This is a genomic window from Bacillus sp. AM 13(2015) (assembly GCF_001518755.1).
GTDB classification, from domain to species: domain Bacteria; phylum Bacillota; class Bacilli; order Bacillales; family Bacillaceae; genus Bacillus; species Bacillus safensis.
Map to the genome: position 1 here is coordinate 37,338 of NZ_LKCP01000070.1, position 17,094 is coordinate 54,431.

The 17,094-nt window shown below is 41.3% G+C and carries 19 protein-coding genes and 1 pseudogene; 10 read left to right on the top strand and 10 right to left on the bottom strand.

Going from position 1 to position 17,094, the window contains the following annotated elements:
- Positions 1-4: 4 nt before the first annotated feature.
- The 5 genes and pseudogenes from AOQ70_RS11600 to AOQ70_RS11620 all read right to left on the bottom strand — a co-directional run bounded on the left by AOQ70_RS11600 (position 5) and on the right by AOQ70_RS11620 (position 4,129).
- Complete coding sequence (locus AOQ70_RS11600) at positions 5-352, bottom strand: P-II family nitrogen regulator (RefSeq protein WP_039182051.1); 348 nt, start codon at positions 350-352, stop codon at positions 5-7.
- Positions 353-369: 17 nt separating this feature from the next.
- Positions 370-1,578: an ammonium transporter gene (locus AOQ70_RS11605; protein ID WP_039182048.1), complete on the bottom strand. Its 1,209-nt coding sequence runs from the start codon at positions 1,576-1,578 to the stop codon at positions 370-372.
- 192 nt (positions 1,579-1,770) lie between these two features.
- On the bottom strand, positions 1,771-2,511 hold the full coding sequence (locus AOQ70_RS11610) for an amino acid ABC transporter ATP-binding protein (RefSeq protein WP_059376398.1): 741 nt from the start codon (positions 2,509-2,511) through the stop codon (positions 1,771-1,773).
- 10 nt (positions 2,512-2,521) lie between these two features.
- Positions 2,522-3,200 (bottom strand): annotated as a pseudogene (locus AOQ70_RS11615) (amino acid ABC transporter permease).
- A 41-nt stretch (positions 3,201-3,241) separates the two neighbouring features.
- Positions 3,242-4,129 (bottom strand): transporter substrate-binding domain-containing protein, encoded by an 888-nt coding sequence (locus AOQ70_RS11620; RefSeq protein ID WP_058838573.1) that lies wholly within the window; start codon positions 4,127-4,129, stop codon positions 3,242-3,244.
- A gap of 170 nt (positions 4,130-4,299) precedes the next feature.
- On the opposite strand from AOQ70_RS11620, the gene AOQ70_RS11625 reads away from it, so the two are divergent.
- Positions 4,300-5,688, top strand: a complete 1,389-nt coding sequence (locus tag AOQ70_RS11625) for an MFS transporter (protein WP_059376399.1) — start codon at positions 4,300-4,302, stop codon at positions 5,686-5,688.
- Between the two features lie 38 nt (positions 5,689-5,726).
- On the opposite strand, the gene AOQ70_RS11630 is transcribed toward AOQ70_RS11625, so the two are convergent.
- From AOQ70_RS11630 to AOQ70_RS11640, 3 genes are all read right to left on the bottom strand, one after another.
- Positions 5,727-6,326, bottom strand: a complete 600-nt coding sequence (locus AOQ70_RS11630) for an undecaprenyl-diphosphatase (protein WP_059376403.1) — start codon at positions 6,324-6,326, stop codon at positions 5,727-5,729.
- A gap of 114 nt (positions 6,327-6,440) precedes the next feature.
- The gene (locus AOQ70_RS11635; RefSeq protein ID WP_039182032.1) at positions 6,441-7,628 is read right to left on the bottom strand and encodes an MFS transporter; all 1,188 of its coding nucleotides are present in this window, start codon (positions 7,626-7,628) and stop codon (positions 6,441-6,443) included.
- A gap of 15 nt (positions 7,629-7,643) precedes the next feature.
- Positions 7,644-8,057: a MarR family winged helix-turn-helix transcriptional regulator gene (locus AOQ70_RS11640; RefSeq protein WP_024423697.1), complete on the bottom strand. Its 414-nt coding sequence runs from the start codon at positions 8,055-8,057 to the stop codon at positions 7,644-7,646.
- Between the two features lie 347 nt (positions 8,058-8,404).
- Here AOQ70_RS11640 and spoIIID point away from each other — a divergent pair, with 347 nt between their 5' ends.
- The 4 genes from spoIIID to AOQ70_RS11660 all read left to right on the top strand — a co-directional run bounded on the left by spoIIID (position 8,405) and on the right by AOQ70_RS11660 (position 11,684).
- Entirely contained in the window at positions 8,405-8,683 is a 279-nt protein-coding gene (spoIIID, locus tag AOQ70_RS11645; RefSeq protein WP_008343327.1) for a sporulation transcriptional regulator SpoIIID, read from the top strand.
- Positions 8,684-8,867: 184 nt separating this feature from the next.
- Positions 8,868-9,872, top strand: a complete 1,005-nt coding sequence (gene mbl / locus AOQ70_RS11650; RefSeq protein ID WP_059376404.1) for a cell shape-determining protein Mbl — start codon at positions 8,868-8,870, stop codon at positions 9,870-9,872.
- 124 nt (positions 9,873-9,996) lie between these two features.
- Positions 9,997-10,836 (top strand): flagellar hook-basal body protein, encoded by an 840-nt coding sequence (locus AOQ70_RS11655; protein WP_039182029.1) that lies wholly within the window; start codon positions 9,997-9,999, stop codon positions 10,834-10,836.
- Between the two features lie 29 nt (positions 10,837-10,865).
- A complete protein-coding gene (locus AOQ70_RS11660) occupies positions 10,866-11,684 on the top strand; it encodes a flagellar hook-basal body protein (RefSeq protein WP_059376406.1) in 819 nt (272 codons plus the stop codon).
- 14 nt (positions 11,685-11,698) lie between these two features.
- Here AOQ70_RS11660 and AOQ70_RS11665 read toward each other — a convergent pair whose 3' ends face one another.
- Positions 11,699-12,754: a tetratricopeptide repeat protein gene (locus AOQ70_RS11665; protein WP_059376409.1), complete on the bottom strand. Its 1,056-nt coding sequence runs from the start codon at positions 12,752-12,754 to the stop codon at positions 11,699-11,701.
- Between the two features lie 219 nt (positions 12,755-12,973).
- Here AOQ70_RS11665 and fabZ point away from each other — a divergent pair, with 219 nt between their 5' ends.
- Together fabZ and mscL are read left to right on the top strand one after the other, a co-directional pair.
- A complete protein-coding gene (gene fabZ, locus AOQ70_RS11670) occupies positions 12,974-13,408 on the top strand; it encodes a 3-hydroxyacyl-ACP dehydratase FabZ (protein ID WP_012011512.1) in 435 nt (144 codons plus the stop codon).
- A 127-nt stretch (positions 13,409-13,535) separates the two neighbouring features.
- The gene (gene mscL, locus AOQ70_RS11675; RefSeq protein ID WP_024423693.1) at positions 13,536-13,931 is read left to right on the top strand and encodes a large conductance mechanosensitive channel protein MscL; all 396 of its coding nucleotides are present in this window, start codon (positions 13,536-13,538) and stop codon (positions 13,929-13,931) included.
- Positions 13,932-13,957: 26 nt separating this feature from the next.
- On the opposite strand, the gene AOQ70_RS11680 is transcribed toward mscL, so the two are convergent.
- Complete coding sequence (locus AOQ70_RS11680) at positions 13,958-14,368, bottom strand: YwpF-like family protein (protein ID WP_024423692.1); 411 nt, start codon at positions 14,366-14,368, stop codon at positions 13,958-13,960.
- A gap of 117 nt (positions 14,369-14,485) precedes the next feature.
- Between AOQ70_RS11680 and AOQ70_RS11685 the strand changes: the two genes are divergently transcribed.
- The 3 genes from AOQ70_RS11685 (at position 14,486) to AOQ70_RS11695 (ending at position 17,047) form a co-directional block, all read left to right on the top strand.
- Complete coding sequence (locus tag AOQ70_RS11685) at positions 14,486-14,842, top strand: hypothetical protein (RefSeq protein WP_041087904.1); 357 nt, start codon at positions 14,486-14,488, stop codon at positions 14,840-14,842.
- 402 nt (positions 14,843-15,244) lie between these two features.
- Positions 15,245-16,105, top strand: coding sequence for a Cof-type HAD-IIB family hydrolase (locus AOQ70_RS11690; protein WP_218963693.1), 861 nt, complete (start codon positions 15,245-15,247; stop codon positions 16,103-16,105).
- Positions 16,106-16,258: 153 nt separating this feature from the next.
- Positions 16,259-17,047, top strand: coding sequence for a PAS domain-containing protein (locus AOQ70_RS11695; RefSeq protein ID WP_039182012.1), 789 nt, complete (start codon positions 16,259-16,261; stop codon positions 17,045-17,047).
- The last annotated feature ends 47 nt before the right edge of the window (positions 17,048-17,094 follow it).

Here is a 17,094-nt window from a genome sequence, read left to right on the forward strand (position 1 = left end):
TGAACTATAGGGCGGCAGGTCCTTCTTCACCTGTCCGAATGTTGATTGTATTCGCTATCTCATATATAAAAATTTTCCCATCCCCTGGTTCGCCTGTACGAAGTACCTTTTGAGCTGTTTCAACGACCTGTTCGACAGGTACTTTGCTTAGGACGATTTCGATCTTTAATCGTTCGTACACGTTGCTTTCTCTTTTGACGCCGCGGTATAGCTCTGTATGTCCCTTTTGTAAGCCGCAGCCGTGTACATTTGAAAAGGTAATCGAGGTGACACCAATCTTTCCAAGCTCCACCTTTAATGTTTCAAAATTAGCTGGACGTGTGACAATCTCCACTTTATACATTTTGCTCATAGAGACACCCCTTTTTCTTAATCTTGATAAGCTTTTTCACCGTGCATGGTTAAATCAAGACCCACGGATTCTTCTTCTTCGGTTGCACGAATTTTGAAGAAGACATTGACCAACTTGATGATCACGTATGTCACAACGGCAACAAAAGCGTACGTGGCAACAATCGCGACCACTTGCTTCCAAAGTAAGCTGGGATCTCCGTAAAATAAGCCATTCGCTCCACCGTCATTGACAGAGGTTGTGGCGAAAAGTCCTGTTGCAATTCCTCCCCAAGTACCGCCAATTCCGTGAAGGCCGAATGCGTCTAGTGCGTCATCATAGCCAAATTTGGCTTTGAGTGAAAAGACGCCCCAGAAACAGACGATCCCGCCAATGAATCCTATTATAATAGAAGCAAACGGTGTAACAAAGCCTGCGGCAGGTGTAATGGCGACAAGACCTGCGATGGCTCCAGAGATCGCGCCGAGCATGGTTGGTTTTTTGTTGATCATCCACTCTACTAACAGCCAGCCGATGATTCCTGCAGCAGCGGCTGTATTGGTGTTAATAAAGGCAAACATGGCCACGCTGTCTAATGTAAGAGCACTCCCCACGTTAAAACCAAACCAGCCAAACCAGATGACAGCTCCGCCGAGAAGAGTGTAGATCAAGTTATGCGGAGAAGAGCTTGCTGCGTCTTTACGCTTCCCGAGCACAATCGCCACGACAAGACCCGCAACACCGGATGAGATGTGAACCACGTTTCCGCCTGCGAAGTCAAGCGCACCCATCTCGCCAATCCAACCGCCGCCCCATACCCAGTGTGCGACTGGAGCGTATACAAATGTGACCCAAAGGAGTGTAAATACAACGACTGCTGAGTAGCGAATCCGTTCAGCGAAGGCACCTGAGATGATGGCTGTTGTTAAGACGGCAAAGGTCATTTGGAACATCATGAACAATGAATGTGGAATGGTCTCGCTATAGGAACCGGGTTCAAAGCCTACGCCTTTCAGGCCAACCCAGTCTAATCCTCCGATCCATGCATTGCCTGGTGCAAAAGCTAAGGAATAACCGAATACGATCCATACGATTGAAACGATCGCTAGTGACGTTAAGCTGTGCATGGTTGTGCTTAAAACGTTTTTACTTCTCACGAGTCCTCCGTAGAATAAAGCTAAACCCGGTGTCATTAACCACACGAGTAGTGCGCAGAAGAACATAAATACTGTATCACCCATTTGCATGCTGCATTCCCCCGAATCATTCAGAATTATTGTTTTCTTAATTCTTCATTATAGAGAGAAAAGTCATATATAACATATACGTGTAAGTTTATCTAACATGGTTTTTTGGTTAAGTTCAATATAAATGGATGAAAAGTTCGTAAAAAATGAGCAAAAACGTCAGTTAAGCACTAAAAATGAAGGGCGTTTGACCTATAAAATGGAGCTGAGAAACAGTTTTGTACGTTTCTCCCTAGGAGAATCAAACAATTCCGAAGGGACGCCTTCTTCGACGATGCGGCCCTCGTGCATGTAGACGACACGATCAGCAACTTCTTTCGCAAAGCCCATTTCATGTGTGACAATGACCATGGTCATGCCTTCTTTTGCGAGGCTTTTCATCGTTTGCAGTACCTCGCCTACAAGCTCTGGATCTAGGGCAGACGTAGGTTCGTCAAATAACATGACATCAGGCTTCATAGCGAGAGATCTGGCGATGGCTACACGCTGTTTTTGACCGCCTGATAGTTTAGAAGGATATACGTTGGCTTTATCCGCAAGTCCGACTTTTTCTAACAAGGCGCTGGCTTCGGCGATGGCTTGCTCTTTCTTTGTTTTTTTCACCATAATAGGTGCTTCAATGATATTTTCAAGAACAGTTTTGTGCGGAAAAAGATTAAAATGCTGAAACACCATTCCTATTTTTTGTCTCATTCCGTTCAATTGATCGCGCTTTGGATGAACAGGGCTGCCATCGATGATGATATCTCCGTCATTTTTTATTTCTAAAAAGTTCATACAGCGGAGCAGGGTGCTTTTTCCAGAACCGCTTGCGCCAATTAAGACGACTACATCATTTTCATAAACGGTGAGATCGATATCTTTTAAAACATGAAGCTCTCCAAAGTATTTATTGAGTTTTTCAACACGAATGACTTCCTTTGATTCTGTCATACTACTCCTCCTATTGGTCACTGGCTGATAATTTCTTCTCAAAGGTTTGGACAGCGAATGTTAACAGCAGGACAAGAACTAAGTAATAGACGGCTACAACAAGTAAATACGTCATATTATCAAAGCTGTTGGAGCCTTGCGTGGTGGCGATGTTAAATAGTTCATTCACACTAATAAAGGCGGCGAGTGATGAATCTTTTAAGCCGATAATGAACTGGTTGCCAAGAGGGGGTAGGGCGCGCCGCATCGCTTGTGGGAGAATGATGCGCCTCATGGTTAAAAAAACGACCCATGCCAAGAGAGCGTCCTGCCTCTTTTTGACCTTGATCGATGGATTGGATGGCGCCTCTAAATATTTCAGCTATATAGGCGCCATTATGAAAGGCGAGCGCAATGGATGCAGCCCAGAAGTCGGGTATATTCAATTCTGTGAGACCGAAATATAGGATGAAAATTTGAACAACAAGTGGTGTTCCGCGTACAAGAAAGATATAAGCATTGGCGATATAACCGAAAACGGCTATGCGGGATATTTTCAATAAAGCAAAGAAAAGCCCGATGAACATACCGATGAAGATGCTAATCACCGTGAGCTGTAAGGTGATCAGCATTCCTTCTAAGAAAATGCCTCTAGAATCAATGAGTGTCTGAAAAAAGTGTGCTAAGGTAGGCAAAACAATCATCTCCATTTGAAGAAAGTGCGCCTATAAAAAGGCGCACAATCGTGGTTTTAATCTTGTTTGACCGTGATGTCTTCATCAAAGTACTTTTCGCTAATTTGTTTTAATGTTCCGTCTTTTTTTAATGCATCAATCGCATCGTTGATCTCTTCTATGAGCTGTTCATTTTCTTTTGATACAGCAATTGCCTGCTCGCTTTGTCCGAGTCTTTCCTGCGCTTCGATTTTCAATTTTTTCTTCATCGCTTCTGCACCTGTGGCGAAATCTGTCACGACTGCATCGTGTTTTCCGTTGGCTAGTGCTTCTAAGGCGACGACATCACTATCGTAATATTTTGGTTCTTGCCCGCTATGTTCCTTTGCAATATCAGCGTAGGACGATCCTTTTGATACAGCAATTTCTTTGTTTTTTAAGTCATCAGCATGTTGAATGTCTGCTCCAGGTCTTGTGAAAATTTGCGGACCAGAGTAGTAATAGGGCTTAGAAAAAAGGACGTGTTTTTTTCGTTCCTCATTGATGGTATGACTGGCAACTGCCGCATCAAATTTACCTGCTTTCACACCTTCGACGATGCCTGCGAATTTATATTTTTTCTGTATAGGTTCGAGACCTAGTTTGTCACTAATCGCATTGCCTACGTCGATATCAAAGCCGGACATCTGATTTCCATCCATGTAACTAAACGGATGAAATTCCCCTGATGCTGCAAAAATAAATTTTCCATCCTCCAAAATTGGCGACCCTTTCGCTGTAGAATTACGTTTATCTCCGTTCCCATTTGTTTCGTTTGAACCACACGAAGACAGAAGTAATACTGCAACCGAGAAAAGGGCTGGGACCCAAAACCGTCTTTTTTTAATAATAAGCTTCTCCTCCTTTTCAGCCGTTCTCCCTGTAAGGAGAAAGTAGGCTTTTAAATATGAAATGAATATTACCATCTCTTCCTCATATTCTCAATTTTATATGTGCTTTTCCAAAAGCCGCCCTTTTTAAAATGTATGTCTAGCTTTTCCGAGAGAGAACTCGATTTGATCAGGGTAAAAAAGGGAATTGAATCTCATAATAACGGGAGGATGGGCAAAGAACATGCCAGAAAGAGGAGTAGTGTATGCACAAGTGGACAGACAATCGAAAAGTTTTTTTAACCGCTATTGCCTTTGGAACGATGTTGAATCCGTTGAATTCATCAATGATTGCTTTAGCCTTGCATCAAATTCAGCATGAATTCGGTTTGTCGTTTACGACTGTATCTTGGCTTATTTCTTCTTTTTATTTAGCCAGTGCAGTGACGCAGCCAGTGAGCGGCCGGATTGGGGATCATGTCATGAGCCGGAGAACCTTATTTTTATTCGGTCTCGTTCTTGTCGCAGTCTCAGCCATCTGCGCGCCGTTTGCCCCAACGTTTGCCGTACTGATTGTAATCCGTCTGCTACAGGCGATTGGAAGCAGTGCCATTTATCCCTCTGGAGTCGGACTCATTCGGGATCATATTCAAGAAAGACAGGCTTCTGCGTTAGCGGTATTATCCATTTTTGCTTCAGCGATGACGGCACTTGGGCCGACGCTTGGCGGATTTTTGATGACCATTGGCGGCTGGCCGGCTATCTTTTTAGTGAATCTGCCGTTTATTTTGATCAGTTTCTTTCTCGGTCTATTGTTGTTTCCGAAGGAGCAGAAGAAGAGAAAGCTGCGCATAGGCGAAACCGTGCGAACACTCGATTTGCCAGGGATGCTTCTTTTTACTGTCTGCATTGTTCTCCTGCTTTCATTTTTATTATCACTCGGTGATGGCATTCAATATGTTCAAGGCATTCTTTGTCTCCTGAGTGCAGGCGCTTTTATTTGGTGGGAGTATCAGGTGGATGAACCGTTTATTCAAATACGGATGTTCAGAGAAGAGCAGCGGCTGTCACTTGTGTATGTGCAATTTATCATCTTAAATATCTTTTTCTATTGTCTCTTTTTTGGTTTGCCGAGTTATTTTCAAGATGAGTTAGGCTGGCGTGTGGAGATGACGGGTCTTTTTATGCTGTGTATGTCAGGAGTGAGCATTATTGTGTCGCCTCTGACAGGAAAGTGGGTAGATCGCGGGGATGAACGCCATCCAGTTTTAGCGAGTGCAGTATTGATGCTGGCTGGAGCGTCTGCAATGACTTTCTTTTTTATTCCTGCGCCATTATGGGGGAAAGGATTGGTTCTAGCGCTGCTTGGACTCAGTTATGGAATTGGGAATGTTGCGCTTCAAGCTGCGATGCTCAAAGCAAGTCCTCAGCAAATGATTGGCACGTCCTCTGGACTTTTTCAAACATGCCGCTACCTTGGTTCCATTCTGTCATCTGCTGTGCTTGGCATGCTCTTTGGGGATGAAATTGCTGGTTCTCATTTTGCGCAATTAGGCTGGACGCTTATCATCATTTCTCTTATTGGCATTGGTGTCAGTCTTTATTTTTCCAGTATGGTTAGAGGGAGACAGCCAATAAAAAAAGCGGCACGATAAGTGAGAGAAGAATCTTCATCACGTTATCGCAAAACCGCTTAAGAATTGGACAGGTCTGAGCCCTGATCCTTTGTCTTCCTTCTGAAAATTTTCCCCACAATTGTCTCGTAAAATATCACGATACGATCAATAGGTGAGTCAAAGAACTTCCATAATTTATTCATGATAAAGACAACCACAATCGATACGACCAAGCTGCCTAAAACATCAAATGGATAATGGTGACCAACCCAGATGCGGGAGAATCCTGTGAGTAATCCAAAGACGAGCAAGATGTTGCCGAGCTTTTTATTACGGGATCGAATGGCTAATGAAAGAGCCAGTGCACCTGTTGTATGGTCACTTGGGAAGGAAGCGTCTGCTGAGTGCGGGATGAGTGTGTCGACTTTATGCGCCACAAACGGCCGCTCTTCATAATGAAACAATGTAATGGCAAAGTTGACGATAAGTGCTGCAATGCCTGTTACACCGGAAAAGAAGACATGCTTCTTAAATTTATGATTCCCTAAAAACCAGCAAATCAATAAGACAAGGGCATACACAAGTATGGCCTTTTTTGTAATGAAAATCATGGCCTGATCTAAAAACTCAGAATGGTGAGCCATCCCGTGTATGACTTTAAACAATTCGTAATTCAAAACATCACCTATACTTTCGCTTAATACCAACTATTTTTCAAAAAAGCCTGTATGCTCTATTTGAAATATCCTATATTTTAGCATGTTTTCGGTGAAGTTTAAAATAGTATCCTTTTATTCTGAAAGGGAGACCTTTTGTGCTTTTGCTTCCTGGGGTTTTCGTTCGCTCCAATAAAAAACGCCCATACTCAGTAAGACCACAATACCCGCAATGAGGTACACATTTGAAAAGTCTGTGAAGCTGACAAGGAGTCCAAAGACAAATGAGCCAGCAGCAATGCCCGTATCATACAGGGTGAAGAAAGTGGCCGTCGCATATCCTGTACGGTGGGCTGGTGAGTGCTGAATCGCAAGTGTTTGTAAACATGGCACGAGTGATCCGTAGCCAAGCCCAATCACAGCGCCTGATAGAAGAAGCATTGTGGCTGAATGTGTCGCTGTCAGCATCCATAAACCAATGGCAAAAAGAGCAATCGAAGGATAGATCACAACGTGAGCTCCAACTCGGTCAAAAAGTCTGCCTGTAAATGGACGTGATCCAAGCATTGCAGCCGCAAACACAATAAAGAAATAACTGCTTGCACCCATCAAATGGAGTGAATTTGCATAAACTGAAATAAATGAAATAATCGGCGAATAACAGAAGGAAATAATGATGCCGACGGCCGCTGTTTTTAATGCGCCTTTTTCAAACAGGTGAGAAAACGTGAATCGGAAGACGATGCTTCCTCCGTTTTCCGGCTCTGGCTGTCTAATCAGCATCGTAAAAGCGGCTCCGATCGTTACGATAATGGAAAAGAGAAGAAATAAGGAATGAAATCCTATTTTTCCTACTTGATTCAGTGCGATAAATGGACCGATGACAACAGCGAGGTTCATGGACATCACAAAGTATCCGAGTCCTTCCCCGCGTTTATGTTTCGGGATCATATCAGCCGCAATGGCACTGGCTACTGTCGTCAAAATACTAAAAAAGATCCCTTGTACGAAACGCAGTATAAGAAGCGTTTGGAATTGATCAATCGGGATGTATAAATAAGTGAGTAAGGCAAAGGCCGTAGAAGAGAAAATCGCCATCTGTTTTTTGCCGAATTTCTCAATAATGGCGCCCGAGAAAGGTCTTGTCACAATTGCAGATAATAAGAAGACCGTCACAAGGAGGCCGCCCTGTGATTCTGTTCCATTTAGTTCATCCATTGTGTAAATGGGCAGTAATGTCAAAAGGGCATAAAAAGAGGTGAACGTAAATAAATTCACCAGGACAATCATAATAAAGTCTTTTGTCCAAATACGTTCGTTCATGATGTGTGTCACTTCCTATTCAGTTGATAATTTGTGTAAAAGTGTATGGAGGAGTTGTTTTTCTTCGTAGGTAAAATCTGAAAGACATTCTTCTTCAAATTGTTCCATCGTGCGTTTGATTTCTTCAAATCGGGCTTTTGCATCATCTGTCATCACGATCAGATTCTCACGTTTGTCTTTTCCTTGTACACGTTTCACCCAGCCGTTTGCTTCTAAACGGGTGACGGTTCTGGTGATCGTCGGTGCTTCGACGTTCAAATATGTCCAGATATCTTTTTGGGTTTTCGGGCCGAATGTATCCAAACAAAAAAGCACAGTCCACTGGGACATGTACAAGTCATAAGCAGCAAGCGCTTCGTTCGCCTTTTTAGACAGCAGTCGTGCGCCTTGATGTATTTGATGTAAACACTCTCTATTTAACGTATCCATATGCTCACCTTTTTTAAATATTTAGCTAGGTAAATAAATTCACCTTTTCTATTTTACGTGCTGAATCCTTTCTTGTAAAGTGAAAATTTTCGCGCCCCGAAATGATTTTTTGTTTTGCCTTTTCTGATAAATCCCTTGTCCCATCTTCATTTTTAGCATATTCCCTATTCAATGCTAATACACTGTTACAAACCTGACAAAGAGAGTGTTTGAGGTGAGGGATCGTGTTTGGCATTTACTACCTAATGGATGAGAAATTACGACGAACAAGCGCCGCTGAAAATGGATAATCTTCATACGGATCTCATTTCACACTTCTCACATCCATTTTAGGGAGGTCGAGTGGTGTGCACGATTACATCAAAGAGCGAACAATCAAGATAGGAAAGTATATCGTGGAGACAAAGAAAACCGTTCGTGTTATTGCGAAAGAATTTGGAGTCTCTAAAAGTACTGTACACAAGGATCTAACAGAAAGACTGCCAGAAATTAATCCAGATCTGGCTAATGAAGTGAAGGAGATACTGGATTATCATAAATCAATCCGCCACTTGCGAGGAGGAGAAGCCACCAAGTTAAAGTATAAAAAAGAAGAAATTTTAGAAGGCGAGCCTGTGAAACAGTAAGCTTAGTTCTTTGTTCATAAACATGATATATATATCTTCCTCATATCGGTAGTTTCTAACCACAAATTTTGTAAAGACTTTTGTAAAGAAATATCTTTTTTTCTGCAAATTATGATAGAATATATAATTAGGGCAGAATGTGGTATTTGCTATGGAAACAGATTTTCAAGGAGGATATATATAGATGTTTGCTAGGGATATTGGAATTGATCTTGGTACTGCCAATGTACTGATTCATGTCAAAGGAAAAGGAATTGTGTTAAATGAACCATCTGTGGTAGCTCTTGACAAAAACAGCGGGAAAGTTTTGGCTGTTGGAGAAGAGGCTAGACGTATGGTTGGACGTACGCCTGGGAATATTGTTGCGATTCGTCCATTAAATAAAGATGGCGTAATTGCTGATTTTGAAGTAACTGAAGCGATGCTCAAGCATTTTATTAACAAATTAAATGTGAAAGGGCTATTCTCTAAGCCGCGTATGCTCATCTGCTGCCCGACAAACATTACATCTGTTGAGCAGAAGGCGATCAAAGAAGCTGCTGAAAAAAGCGGTGGTAAGCATGTATTTCTTGAAGAAGAGCCAAAAGTAGCAGCCATTGGTGCTGGTATGGATATTTTTCAGCCAAGTGGAAACATGGTCGTAGATATTGGAGGCGGAACGACAGATATCGCTGTCATCTCAATGGGTGACATTGTAACCGCCTCTTCTATTAAAATGGCTGGAGACAAATTTGATCTGGAAATTCTAAACTACATTAAAAAAGAGTACAAGCTGTTGATCGGTGAGCGCACGGCTGAGGATATTAAGATCCAAGTTGCAACGGTATTCCCAGACGCACGTCACGAAGAGATTTCAATTCGTGGACGAGACATGGTGACAGGATTACCAAGAACGATTACCGTCACAAGCAAAGAAGTAGAAGAAGCATTGCGTGAATCTGTATCTGCAATTGTTCAGGCTGCGAAACAAGTTCTTGAGAGAACACCGCCTGAATTATCAGCTGATATTATCGATCGCGGCGTCATCATTACAGGTGGCGGAGCTCTTCTAAATGGGCTTGATCAATTGCTTGCAGAAGAGCTGAAAGTACCGGTTTTCGTTGCTGAAAATCCAATGGACTGTGTAGCAGTTGGTACTGGTGTGATGCTTGATAATATGGACAAGCTGCCAAAGCGTAAACTCAGCTAATGATTTCCCTCATTCTTTTTAGAAAGAATGGGGGATTTTTATTAAAGAACCCTGCTAATTAGCCGATATATTTCATAGAAGATTGTGTTTAGGTCATGTGAAAGAATTTGAATGAGGTGAGCACGTGTTAAAAGGACTATACACCGCAACATCTGCCATGATTGCTCAAGAGCGGCGGACAGAAATGCTTTCAAATAATATCGCAAATGCGAATACGCCAGGTTATAAAGCAGATGAAGGAGCAATGCGTGCATTTCCAGAAATGCTGCTGAGCCGAATGGAATCAGGACGTTTCCAAACATCCTCAGGCAAAGGCTTTAGTGTTCCATTACAATCGCCGATTGGTGGAATCAATACTGGGACATATATGCAGGAATTAATCCCTCAATTTACACAGGGAACTTTAAAAACAACAGATCAGACAACAGATGTAGCACTAGTTGAAAATAATGTGCCGATCAATCCTGAGACCAATCAGAAATCAGCGCTATTTTATGCGGTCAACACACCAGAAGGCGTTCGTTATACGAAAAGCAGCTCCATTACATTGAACGCACAAAATCAGTTGACCATTAATGGACGTGCTCTTCTTTCCGTGACCGGCCAGCCGATTACGGTTCAGAGTGAGAATTTCAAAGTGAATGCAGATGGTACTGTCACTGAAAATGGCCAAAATCTTGGTCAAATTGATGTACGAGTTGCGATGGATACAAGAAATCTAGCGCGTGAAGGAAATGATTTATATCGTACAGCTGATAATCAGCCCCTCCCAAGTGCAGTCAATAACGGTCAAATGTCCTATACGTTAAGCCAAGGGGTATCGGAGCTGTCGAACGTCGATGTGACAAAATCATATACAGATATGACAACAGCCTACCGAGCATTTGAAACAAACCAAAAAGTGGTTCAGGCATATGATAAAAGCTTAGAAAAAGCAGTGAATGAAATTGGAAGAGTGTACTAATCAAGAAATAAAAAGAAAGGAGGATACTTATGCTTAGAACGATGATAAACGCAGCTGTCTCGATGAATGAAGTGCAAAAGCAGCTTGACATCATCAGCAACAACATCGCGAACAGTGAGACAACAGGGTACCGCGCGAAAAACACCCGTTTCTCAGAGCTGATCAGACAGCAGTTTAATCAGGTAGATGAAAAAAATGATCAGGTGGCAAACAGTCGTCTGACACCTGCTGGGTTAAGGCTTGGTACGGGGACAATGGTCAATGCGTCCATTAACTCGCTGCAAGGCTCAATTAAAGAAACTGGACGTGATCTTGATGTTGCATTCGGAGCGCCGTCGCAGTATTTGCAGGTCAACGCCGGCGGTAATATCCGTTATACAAGAGATGGTTCACTTTACTTACAGCCGGGCAATAACCGTAACCAAGTACAGCTTGTCACGAGCGAAGGCTATCCGATTCTTGATGAAAATGGGAATGCAATCGTCTTAAATGCGAATTTCCGTGATATTTCAATCGATAAAAATGGACGGCTTACGGCGATTTCAAGAGATAATCAACCGAATCAGCAAGTGAATCTAGGCGTTGTACAAGTCAACAATTCGTCAGCACTTGTCTCTGAAGGAGATAATTTGTTCTCAGTCGACGGAACCTATCAAGGCGCACTAACAGCACTAAATGGAGCAAACCGAGAGGCGATTCAGCTTCAGCAAGGTGCGCTGGAAACGTCAAATGTGGACATGTCGAAAGAATTAACAGACCTCATGACAACGCAGCGTTCCTATCAGTTGAACTCAAGATCTATTACGATGGGCGATCAGATGCTGGGATTAATTAATACAATTCGATAATCAGCAGGCTCGTATCAGCCTCTCATGATAAAAAAGGCGGCTCGCTCAAAGTCGCCCTTTTTTTTATAAAAATCTGAGACATCAGCAAGCAGATCCTCAAGATCAATCCAGGCTTCTTTTCGTTCAAGACATGTGACGAGCGTGGCGATCTGCTCATCTGCCTTTGGCGTTTGGCTGTAGAGAAGAGATAAGATTTGAAACTTCATTCTTAATATATCAAACTGCGAAGCAACGGCTTCTTTCAGCCCTTTTTGAATATACTTCATCCCTTCATCGGTTAAATTTTCTTTAAAGCAGGAACGCACAGTTTCGTATAGGCACGATACATAGGAGTGTGCTGACTTTCGGTATGCTGGGAGACGAAGCGCTTTTTTAAAGTAGTCCAGTGCTTCTTTGTGACGATTTTGTCTCGACTGAATAAAGCCAGCGTCATAATAAACGATACCGAGCAGCTCTTGATCATCAATCTTTTTCACGTAATCAATAATCTCAATGAAAATAGCTTCTGCTTCCTCATATTTTTTTTGGTCGCTATAGTTAAGAGCGAGTACAATTTTACACCGATAGATGCTGTGGATGTCTTCGTGCTTTGCAAAAATATCCATGGCTTTTTGAATATGACGAATCGATAACAACGAGTAACGGTTGTTATAATAAACACCGCTTGTACGGAAATGGAACTCTGCTTCTTCCAGCTCATCGTTAAGCAATGGCAGTCGTTCCTCTGCCTTTTCGAGATAATGAATCGCATCATTTTGGTCACTTTTTAAAGATTCATATAATCCGAGAAAGAAGTAAAAATAATATTGTAGTTCTTCGTTCATTTCATCTTTGTGTGGCAGCAGTTCGTGTTTGAGTTTTTCTAAGTCCTCTGTTTGATTCATCCAGAGCTGATGACGAAAAAGCACCAGCTGATAATGGAAATAGAGCTCCTGTTTTTTTGATAATTTACGTTTATATTTTAGTAGTGTTTTTTTGATTTCTTCAGCCTTCGAAAAATGTCGATGCTTCAGCATTGTATACCAGGAATGGAGAAGTTTTTTTATGGATTTATCGCTCATAAAATTCATTTTTACCCTCTTATTTATTCAATGATGTAATATATATTACCATATTTGTGAAAAAACAATGAGTGTAGTGTGGATTATATTTGATGACAATTGGTAATGGTAGATTCTATTTTTTACCATATACGCGAGGAGAATATTGAAAAATGCCAGCATTCATAATATACTTCTATAGGAATCACATGAAGATCAGCGATATAGAAAAGAAGGAGAGATCAAGATATGCTTGATGCTCAGCAAATTCAAGACATTATTCCACACCGTTATCCATTCTTATTGGTCGACCGTATTTTAGAGGTTGAGGGAGAAAAAAGAGCGGTTGGGATTAAAAATGTCACAGTAAATGAAGAATTTTTTAATGGCCATTTCCCAGGATACCCAGTCATGCCGGGTGTGCTTATTGTAGAAGCACTCGCACAGGTTTTTGGTGTGATTATGTTAGGCAAGGAAGAAAACAAAGGGAAAATTGGTTTGTTTGCAGGGATTGACGGCTGCCGCTTTAAAAGACAGGTCAAGCCTGGAGACCAGCTTCGTTTAGAGGTTGAAGTGACGCGCCTCCGCGGACCGGTTGCAAAAGGAAAAGCAGTAGCGACAGTAGATGGCGAAGTTGCATGTGAAGCAGAACTGACATTTTCTATCGGTCCTAAAGTATCATGATTTTCCTGGCGGTTCATCAAGCATGAATCGCTTTTTTATTTAGAAACGTTCAGTTAGAACGGATAAGGACTTGCAATTTAGACAAAAAAACGTCATATTAGACAAAAAAAGATGAAGGTGATAAAGGATGCTGAAAGAATTTAGAGAGTTTGCCGTCAAGGGCAATGTCATTGACTTGGCTGTAGGTGTCATCATTGGGGGAGCATTTGGCAAAATTGTCACTTCTCTTGTGAATGATTTAATCATGCCGCTTGTCGGTATTATTATTGGAGGGCATGATTTTAGCGGTTTATCCATTAAAATCGGAGCTGCTCAAATTTTATATGGAAACTTTATTCAAACAGTGGTTGATTTCTTAATTATCTCGTTTTCCATTTTTATCTTTATTCGTTATTTGAATAAGTTAAAACGGAAAAAGGTCGAGGAAGAAGAGGTTGTGGAAACGCCGGATCAAACGGAAGTTTTGCTAACTGAAATTAGAGATCTATTGAAAAATCAAAGCCAGTCTAAAGATGTGCAATAAAAAAGAGCGGCTGATCCCGCTCTTTTTTATGTGTTTTGTTTAAAAGCATCCAGTAGTTTTTCTCCTGAAAGCCCCTCTTTGACGAGGTCTTTTAATACTTCTTCAGTTTCTGTTCTGTAACGATTTGTAATCATTTTACCATCGAGTAATACAGAAATGTTTTCTTCTAAGGCAACGATGTTTTTGACTTGGACAGATAGGTGAACAGGGCGGTTGTTTTCTTTAGTGATCGTTACAAGAATCTTCACTTCTGTGTGCTGCTGAAAGAGTACCTCAAACACCTGTCTATGTTTCTTTGGAATGAGTGCCTCGATCATCCAGTGATTTTCACCGTCTTCTTTATTAATGATTAAACCGTCACGAAGGGGAATGCTGGACATTTTATCTTGCTGTGGATCAAGTTCAATTTTTAAATCAATCAGCCTAAAGGTTTTCATATTTATCACCTCACAAGCGTTCATTATTCGTAAGTATTATTATAGCATACAACATCTGTATAAATGAAACCGCTGCCTGCTTAGAACTAGCTGCACATGAGTGAAAGGAGATGTTTTATGGAGTCCTATCAATTGAGAAATATTCATATTGGCGAGGAGAAGGCAAAGAGTGATATACGTGTTTATTCGTGGGGAGACATTCTTTCATTTTGTGATGTCTATATGGAAGAAGGAGAGTCACTCACGTTTCAATATGTCACTGAGGATCAAATGGACTGCTTTGAGTTTCAGCTGTCGGTTCATGATGGACGGCTTTGTTTTTATTGGTTTGCGTGGGACGGATCTGATTATATTCACATGCCTTCTAGTAATTGGATTCATTCAGATATTTTTTATCAATTTATGAAAAATAAGTATTTCATCAAACAAAACAAGATGATGTTTTATACGCAAGCGGTAAAAAACAGAAATTAATGAGGATATAGAGAATTTGAAGGCCTATTTTGCTATTTTCACGTTTTGTCACATCAGGCCTTTCTCCGTAGACTAGGGGTAGCTGAAAGGAAAGGAGGCAAGTCCCGATCAAAAGGTAACGTCTATCATCTGACAGCCCCCCTCTAGCTAAAGCTGATAGATGCTGCCTTGTGCATATGAACACTGCGTAATAGAACCAATGCTTCTTTGTATAGGTCATGTGTCCCCTTATGAATCCCCTTTGTGTGTATCCGGTCATAATGCGTGGCCGGATACCCTTTTATTCACTGTTTAACCGATCAGCTCTTGCAAATAGTGGATACTCATTACATAATGATGATGGATTTTGTTAACGGTATATCGGTTGAAAATAAAGACAAAAAGGAGAGAATGATGACAAACATTCAATTAATCGCAACGGATTTAGATGGCACTTTATTGAACAGTGAACACAAAGTGAGTCAGGAAAACGAGCAGGCATTAAAGGAAGCAGCTGCGAATGGAATTGAGGTTGTCGTTTCAACAGGGAGAGCGTATTTTGATGTGAAGTCTATTTTTGACCAGCTTGGTATGAATACATGGGTGATTAGTGCCAATGGAGCTGTGATTCATGATCCAACTGGACAAGTGTACCATTCAGCTGCTTTACAAGAAGAAAAGGCTAAACACATATTGTCATGGCTGGAAGAACGTGATTATTATTATGAAGTCTTTACAAACGAAGCCATTTTCACACCGAATCGCGGCAGAGAGCTTCTTGCGATTGAAATGGACCGTTTAAAAAGTGCAAATCCAGAAACGGATCAAAATGTCTTAAAGCAAGCGGCAGAAGTTCAATACAGCCAGTCTGGTTTTTCTTATATTGATACATATAAAGAATTGTTTCGTGAGGATCGAAAGCTTTCATTTTACAACATTTTAGGTTTTTCTTTCTTTCAGGACAGATTGAAAGCCGGATGGGATATGTTTGGTGATGATTTAGATTTAACATTGGTCAGTTCGGCTGATCATAATTTTGAAATTGGTTCAAAGCACGCGTCTAAAGGGCAGGCATTAACAAGGCTGGCAGAAAGACTAGGTATTCCTTTAAGTAGGGCAGCGGCTGTAGGAGACAGTTTAAATGATGAATCAATGCTTCGAGCTGCTGGTGTTGGGGTTGCGATGGGGAATGCGAGGCAGGATATAAAAGAAATCGCTGATCACGTCACGTTATCAAACGATGAACATGGAGTGGCGCATATGATCCGGCACCTTTTGAAATAGATGAATCAGATGTCGCGGTATAAATCACATAGGATGAAGCGCATTCTACAAAAGAGGAATTCAGAACCACTTCTATTTACACATGATGTGGAACATCATATAATTTAATTAAGAATATAACCCGCTTGTAAGGAAAATAAGGAGAGTAAACGAATGGCGCTGGAATCTTATAAGTCCGAAAATCTGCATTTAATCAAGGAAGCCTTGGACTATACTCAGGTTGGCCTGACGGTGACGGACCCGTCTTTACCTGATAATCCTTTAATATATGTGAACAAGGGCTTTTTAGATATGACAGGCTATCAAGAAATCGAAGTATTGGGGAGGAATTGTCGTTTCCTTCAGGGAGATGAAACTGAACAAATCGCTCTCAAACAAATTAGAACAGCCATTGAGAACAAAGAGGCTGTCACTGTTCAGCTGAAAAATTATAAAAAATCTGGACAAATGTTTTGGAACGAGTTAAGTGTCGCTCCTCTTTGGATTGACGAAAATGAAGGGAAACGTCTTTATTTCGTTGGTCTGCAAAAGGATGTCACGAAAGAGAAGGAACAGCAAGAGCTTCTTGAGCAATCAATTGATGAAGTGCTGAATATTTCTGTCCCAATCGTTCCGGTGAAAGATGGGATCTCTGTGTTACCTATCATTGGTACATTAACAGCGCCAAGATTTGATAAGATCATTTCAACGGTCTCCACCTATATCTCTCAATCCAAGGATGATTATTTTATTGTCGATCTGTCCGGATTATTAGAAGTGGATTCATTTGTGGCAGATGCGATCTTTAAGCTGAACGATTTGATTTTAATGACGGGTACTGAACTCATTGTGACAGGAATTAAACCGAATCTTGCAATGAAAATGGGAGAAATGAGAGAGGACTTCCGTGAATTAAATACGTATATGAATGTGAAATCTGCATTGAAAAAACTGAACATTTAACTTACGTTTATATCAAATGAAAAAGAGGACTTTTCATGAAACTTGAG

What these genes read in the sequence shown, in the direction of transcription:
- AOQ70_RS11640 (WP_024423697.1), bottom strand. Translation starts at nt 8,057, where the DNA reads ATGGATACGTTAAATAGAGAGTGTTTACATCAAATACATCAAGGCGCA.
- AOQ70_RS11660 (WP_059376406.1), top strand. Translation starts at nt 10,866, where the DNA reads ATGCTTAGAACGATGATAAACGCAGCTGTCTCGATGAATGAAGTGCAA.
- AOQ70_RS11680 (WP_024423692.1), bottom strand. Translation starts at nt 14,368, where the DNA reads ATGAAAACCTTTAGGCTGATTGATTTAAAAATTGAACTTGATCCACAG.
- fabZ (WP_012011512.1), top strand. Translation starts at nt 12,974, where the DNA reads ATGCTTGATGCTCAGCAAATTCAAGACATTATTCCACACCGTTATCCA.
- AOQ70_RS11685 (WP_041087904.1), top strand. Translation starts at nt 14,486, where the DNA reads ATGGAGTCCTATCAATTGAGAAATATTCATATTGGCGAGGAGAAGGCA.
- AOQ70_RS11695 (WP_039182012.1), top strand. Translation starts at nt 16,259, where the DNA reads ATGGCGCTGGAATCTTATAAGTCCGAAAATCTGCATTTAATCAAGGAA.
- AOQ70_RS11635 (WP_039182032.1), bottom strand. Translation starts at nt 7,628, where the DNA reads ATGAACGAACGTATTTGGACAAAAGACTTTATTATGATTGTCCTGGTG.
- AOQ70_RS11605 (WP_039182048.1), bottom strand. Translation starts at nt 1,578, where the DNA reads ATGCAAATGGGTGATACAGTATTTATGTTCTTCTGCGCACTACTCGTG.
- AOQ70_RS11610 (WP_059376398.1), bottom strand. Translation starts at nt 2,511, where the DNA reads ATGACAGAATCAAAGGAAGTCATTCGTGTTGAAAAACTCAATAAATAC.
- AOQ70_RS11600 (WP_039182051.1), bottom strand. Translation starts at nt 352, where the DNA reads ATGAGCAAAATGTATAAAGTGGAGATTGTCACACGTCCAGCTAATTTT.
- AOQ70_RS11625 (WP_059376399.1), top strand. Translation starts at nt 4,300, where the DNA reads ATGCACAAGTGGACAGACAATCGAAAAGTTTTTTTAACCGCTATTGCC.
- mscL (WP_024423693.1), top strand. Translation starts at nt 13,536, where the DNA reads ATGCTGAAAGAATTTAGAGAGTTTGCCGTCAAGGGCAATGTCATTGAC.
- AOQ70_RS11620 (WP_058838573.1), bottom strand. Translation starts at nt 4,129, where the DNA reads ATGGTAATATTCATTTCATATTTAAAAGCCTACTTTCTCCTTACAGGG.
- mbl (WP_059376404.1), top strand. Translation starts at nt 8,868, where the DNA reads ATGTTTGCTAGGGATATTGGAATTGATCTTGGTACTGCCAATGTACTG.
- AOQ70_RS11665 (WP_059376409.1), bottom strand. Translation starts at nt 12,754, where the DNA reads ATGAATTTTATGAGCGATAAATCCATAAAAAAACTTCTCCATTCCTGG.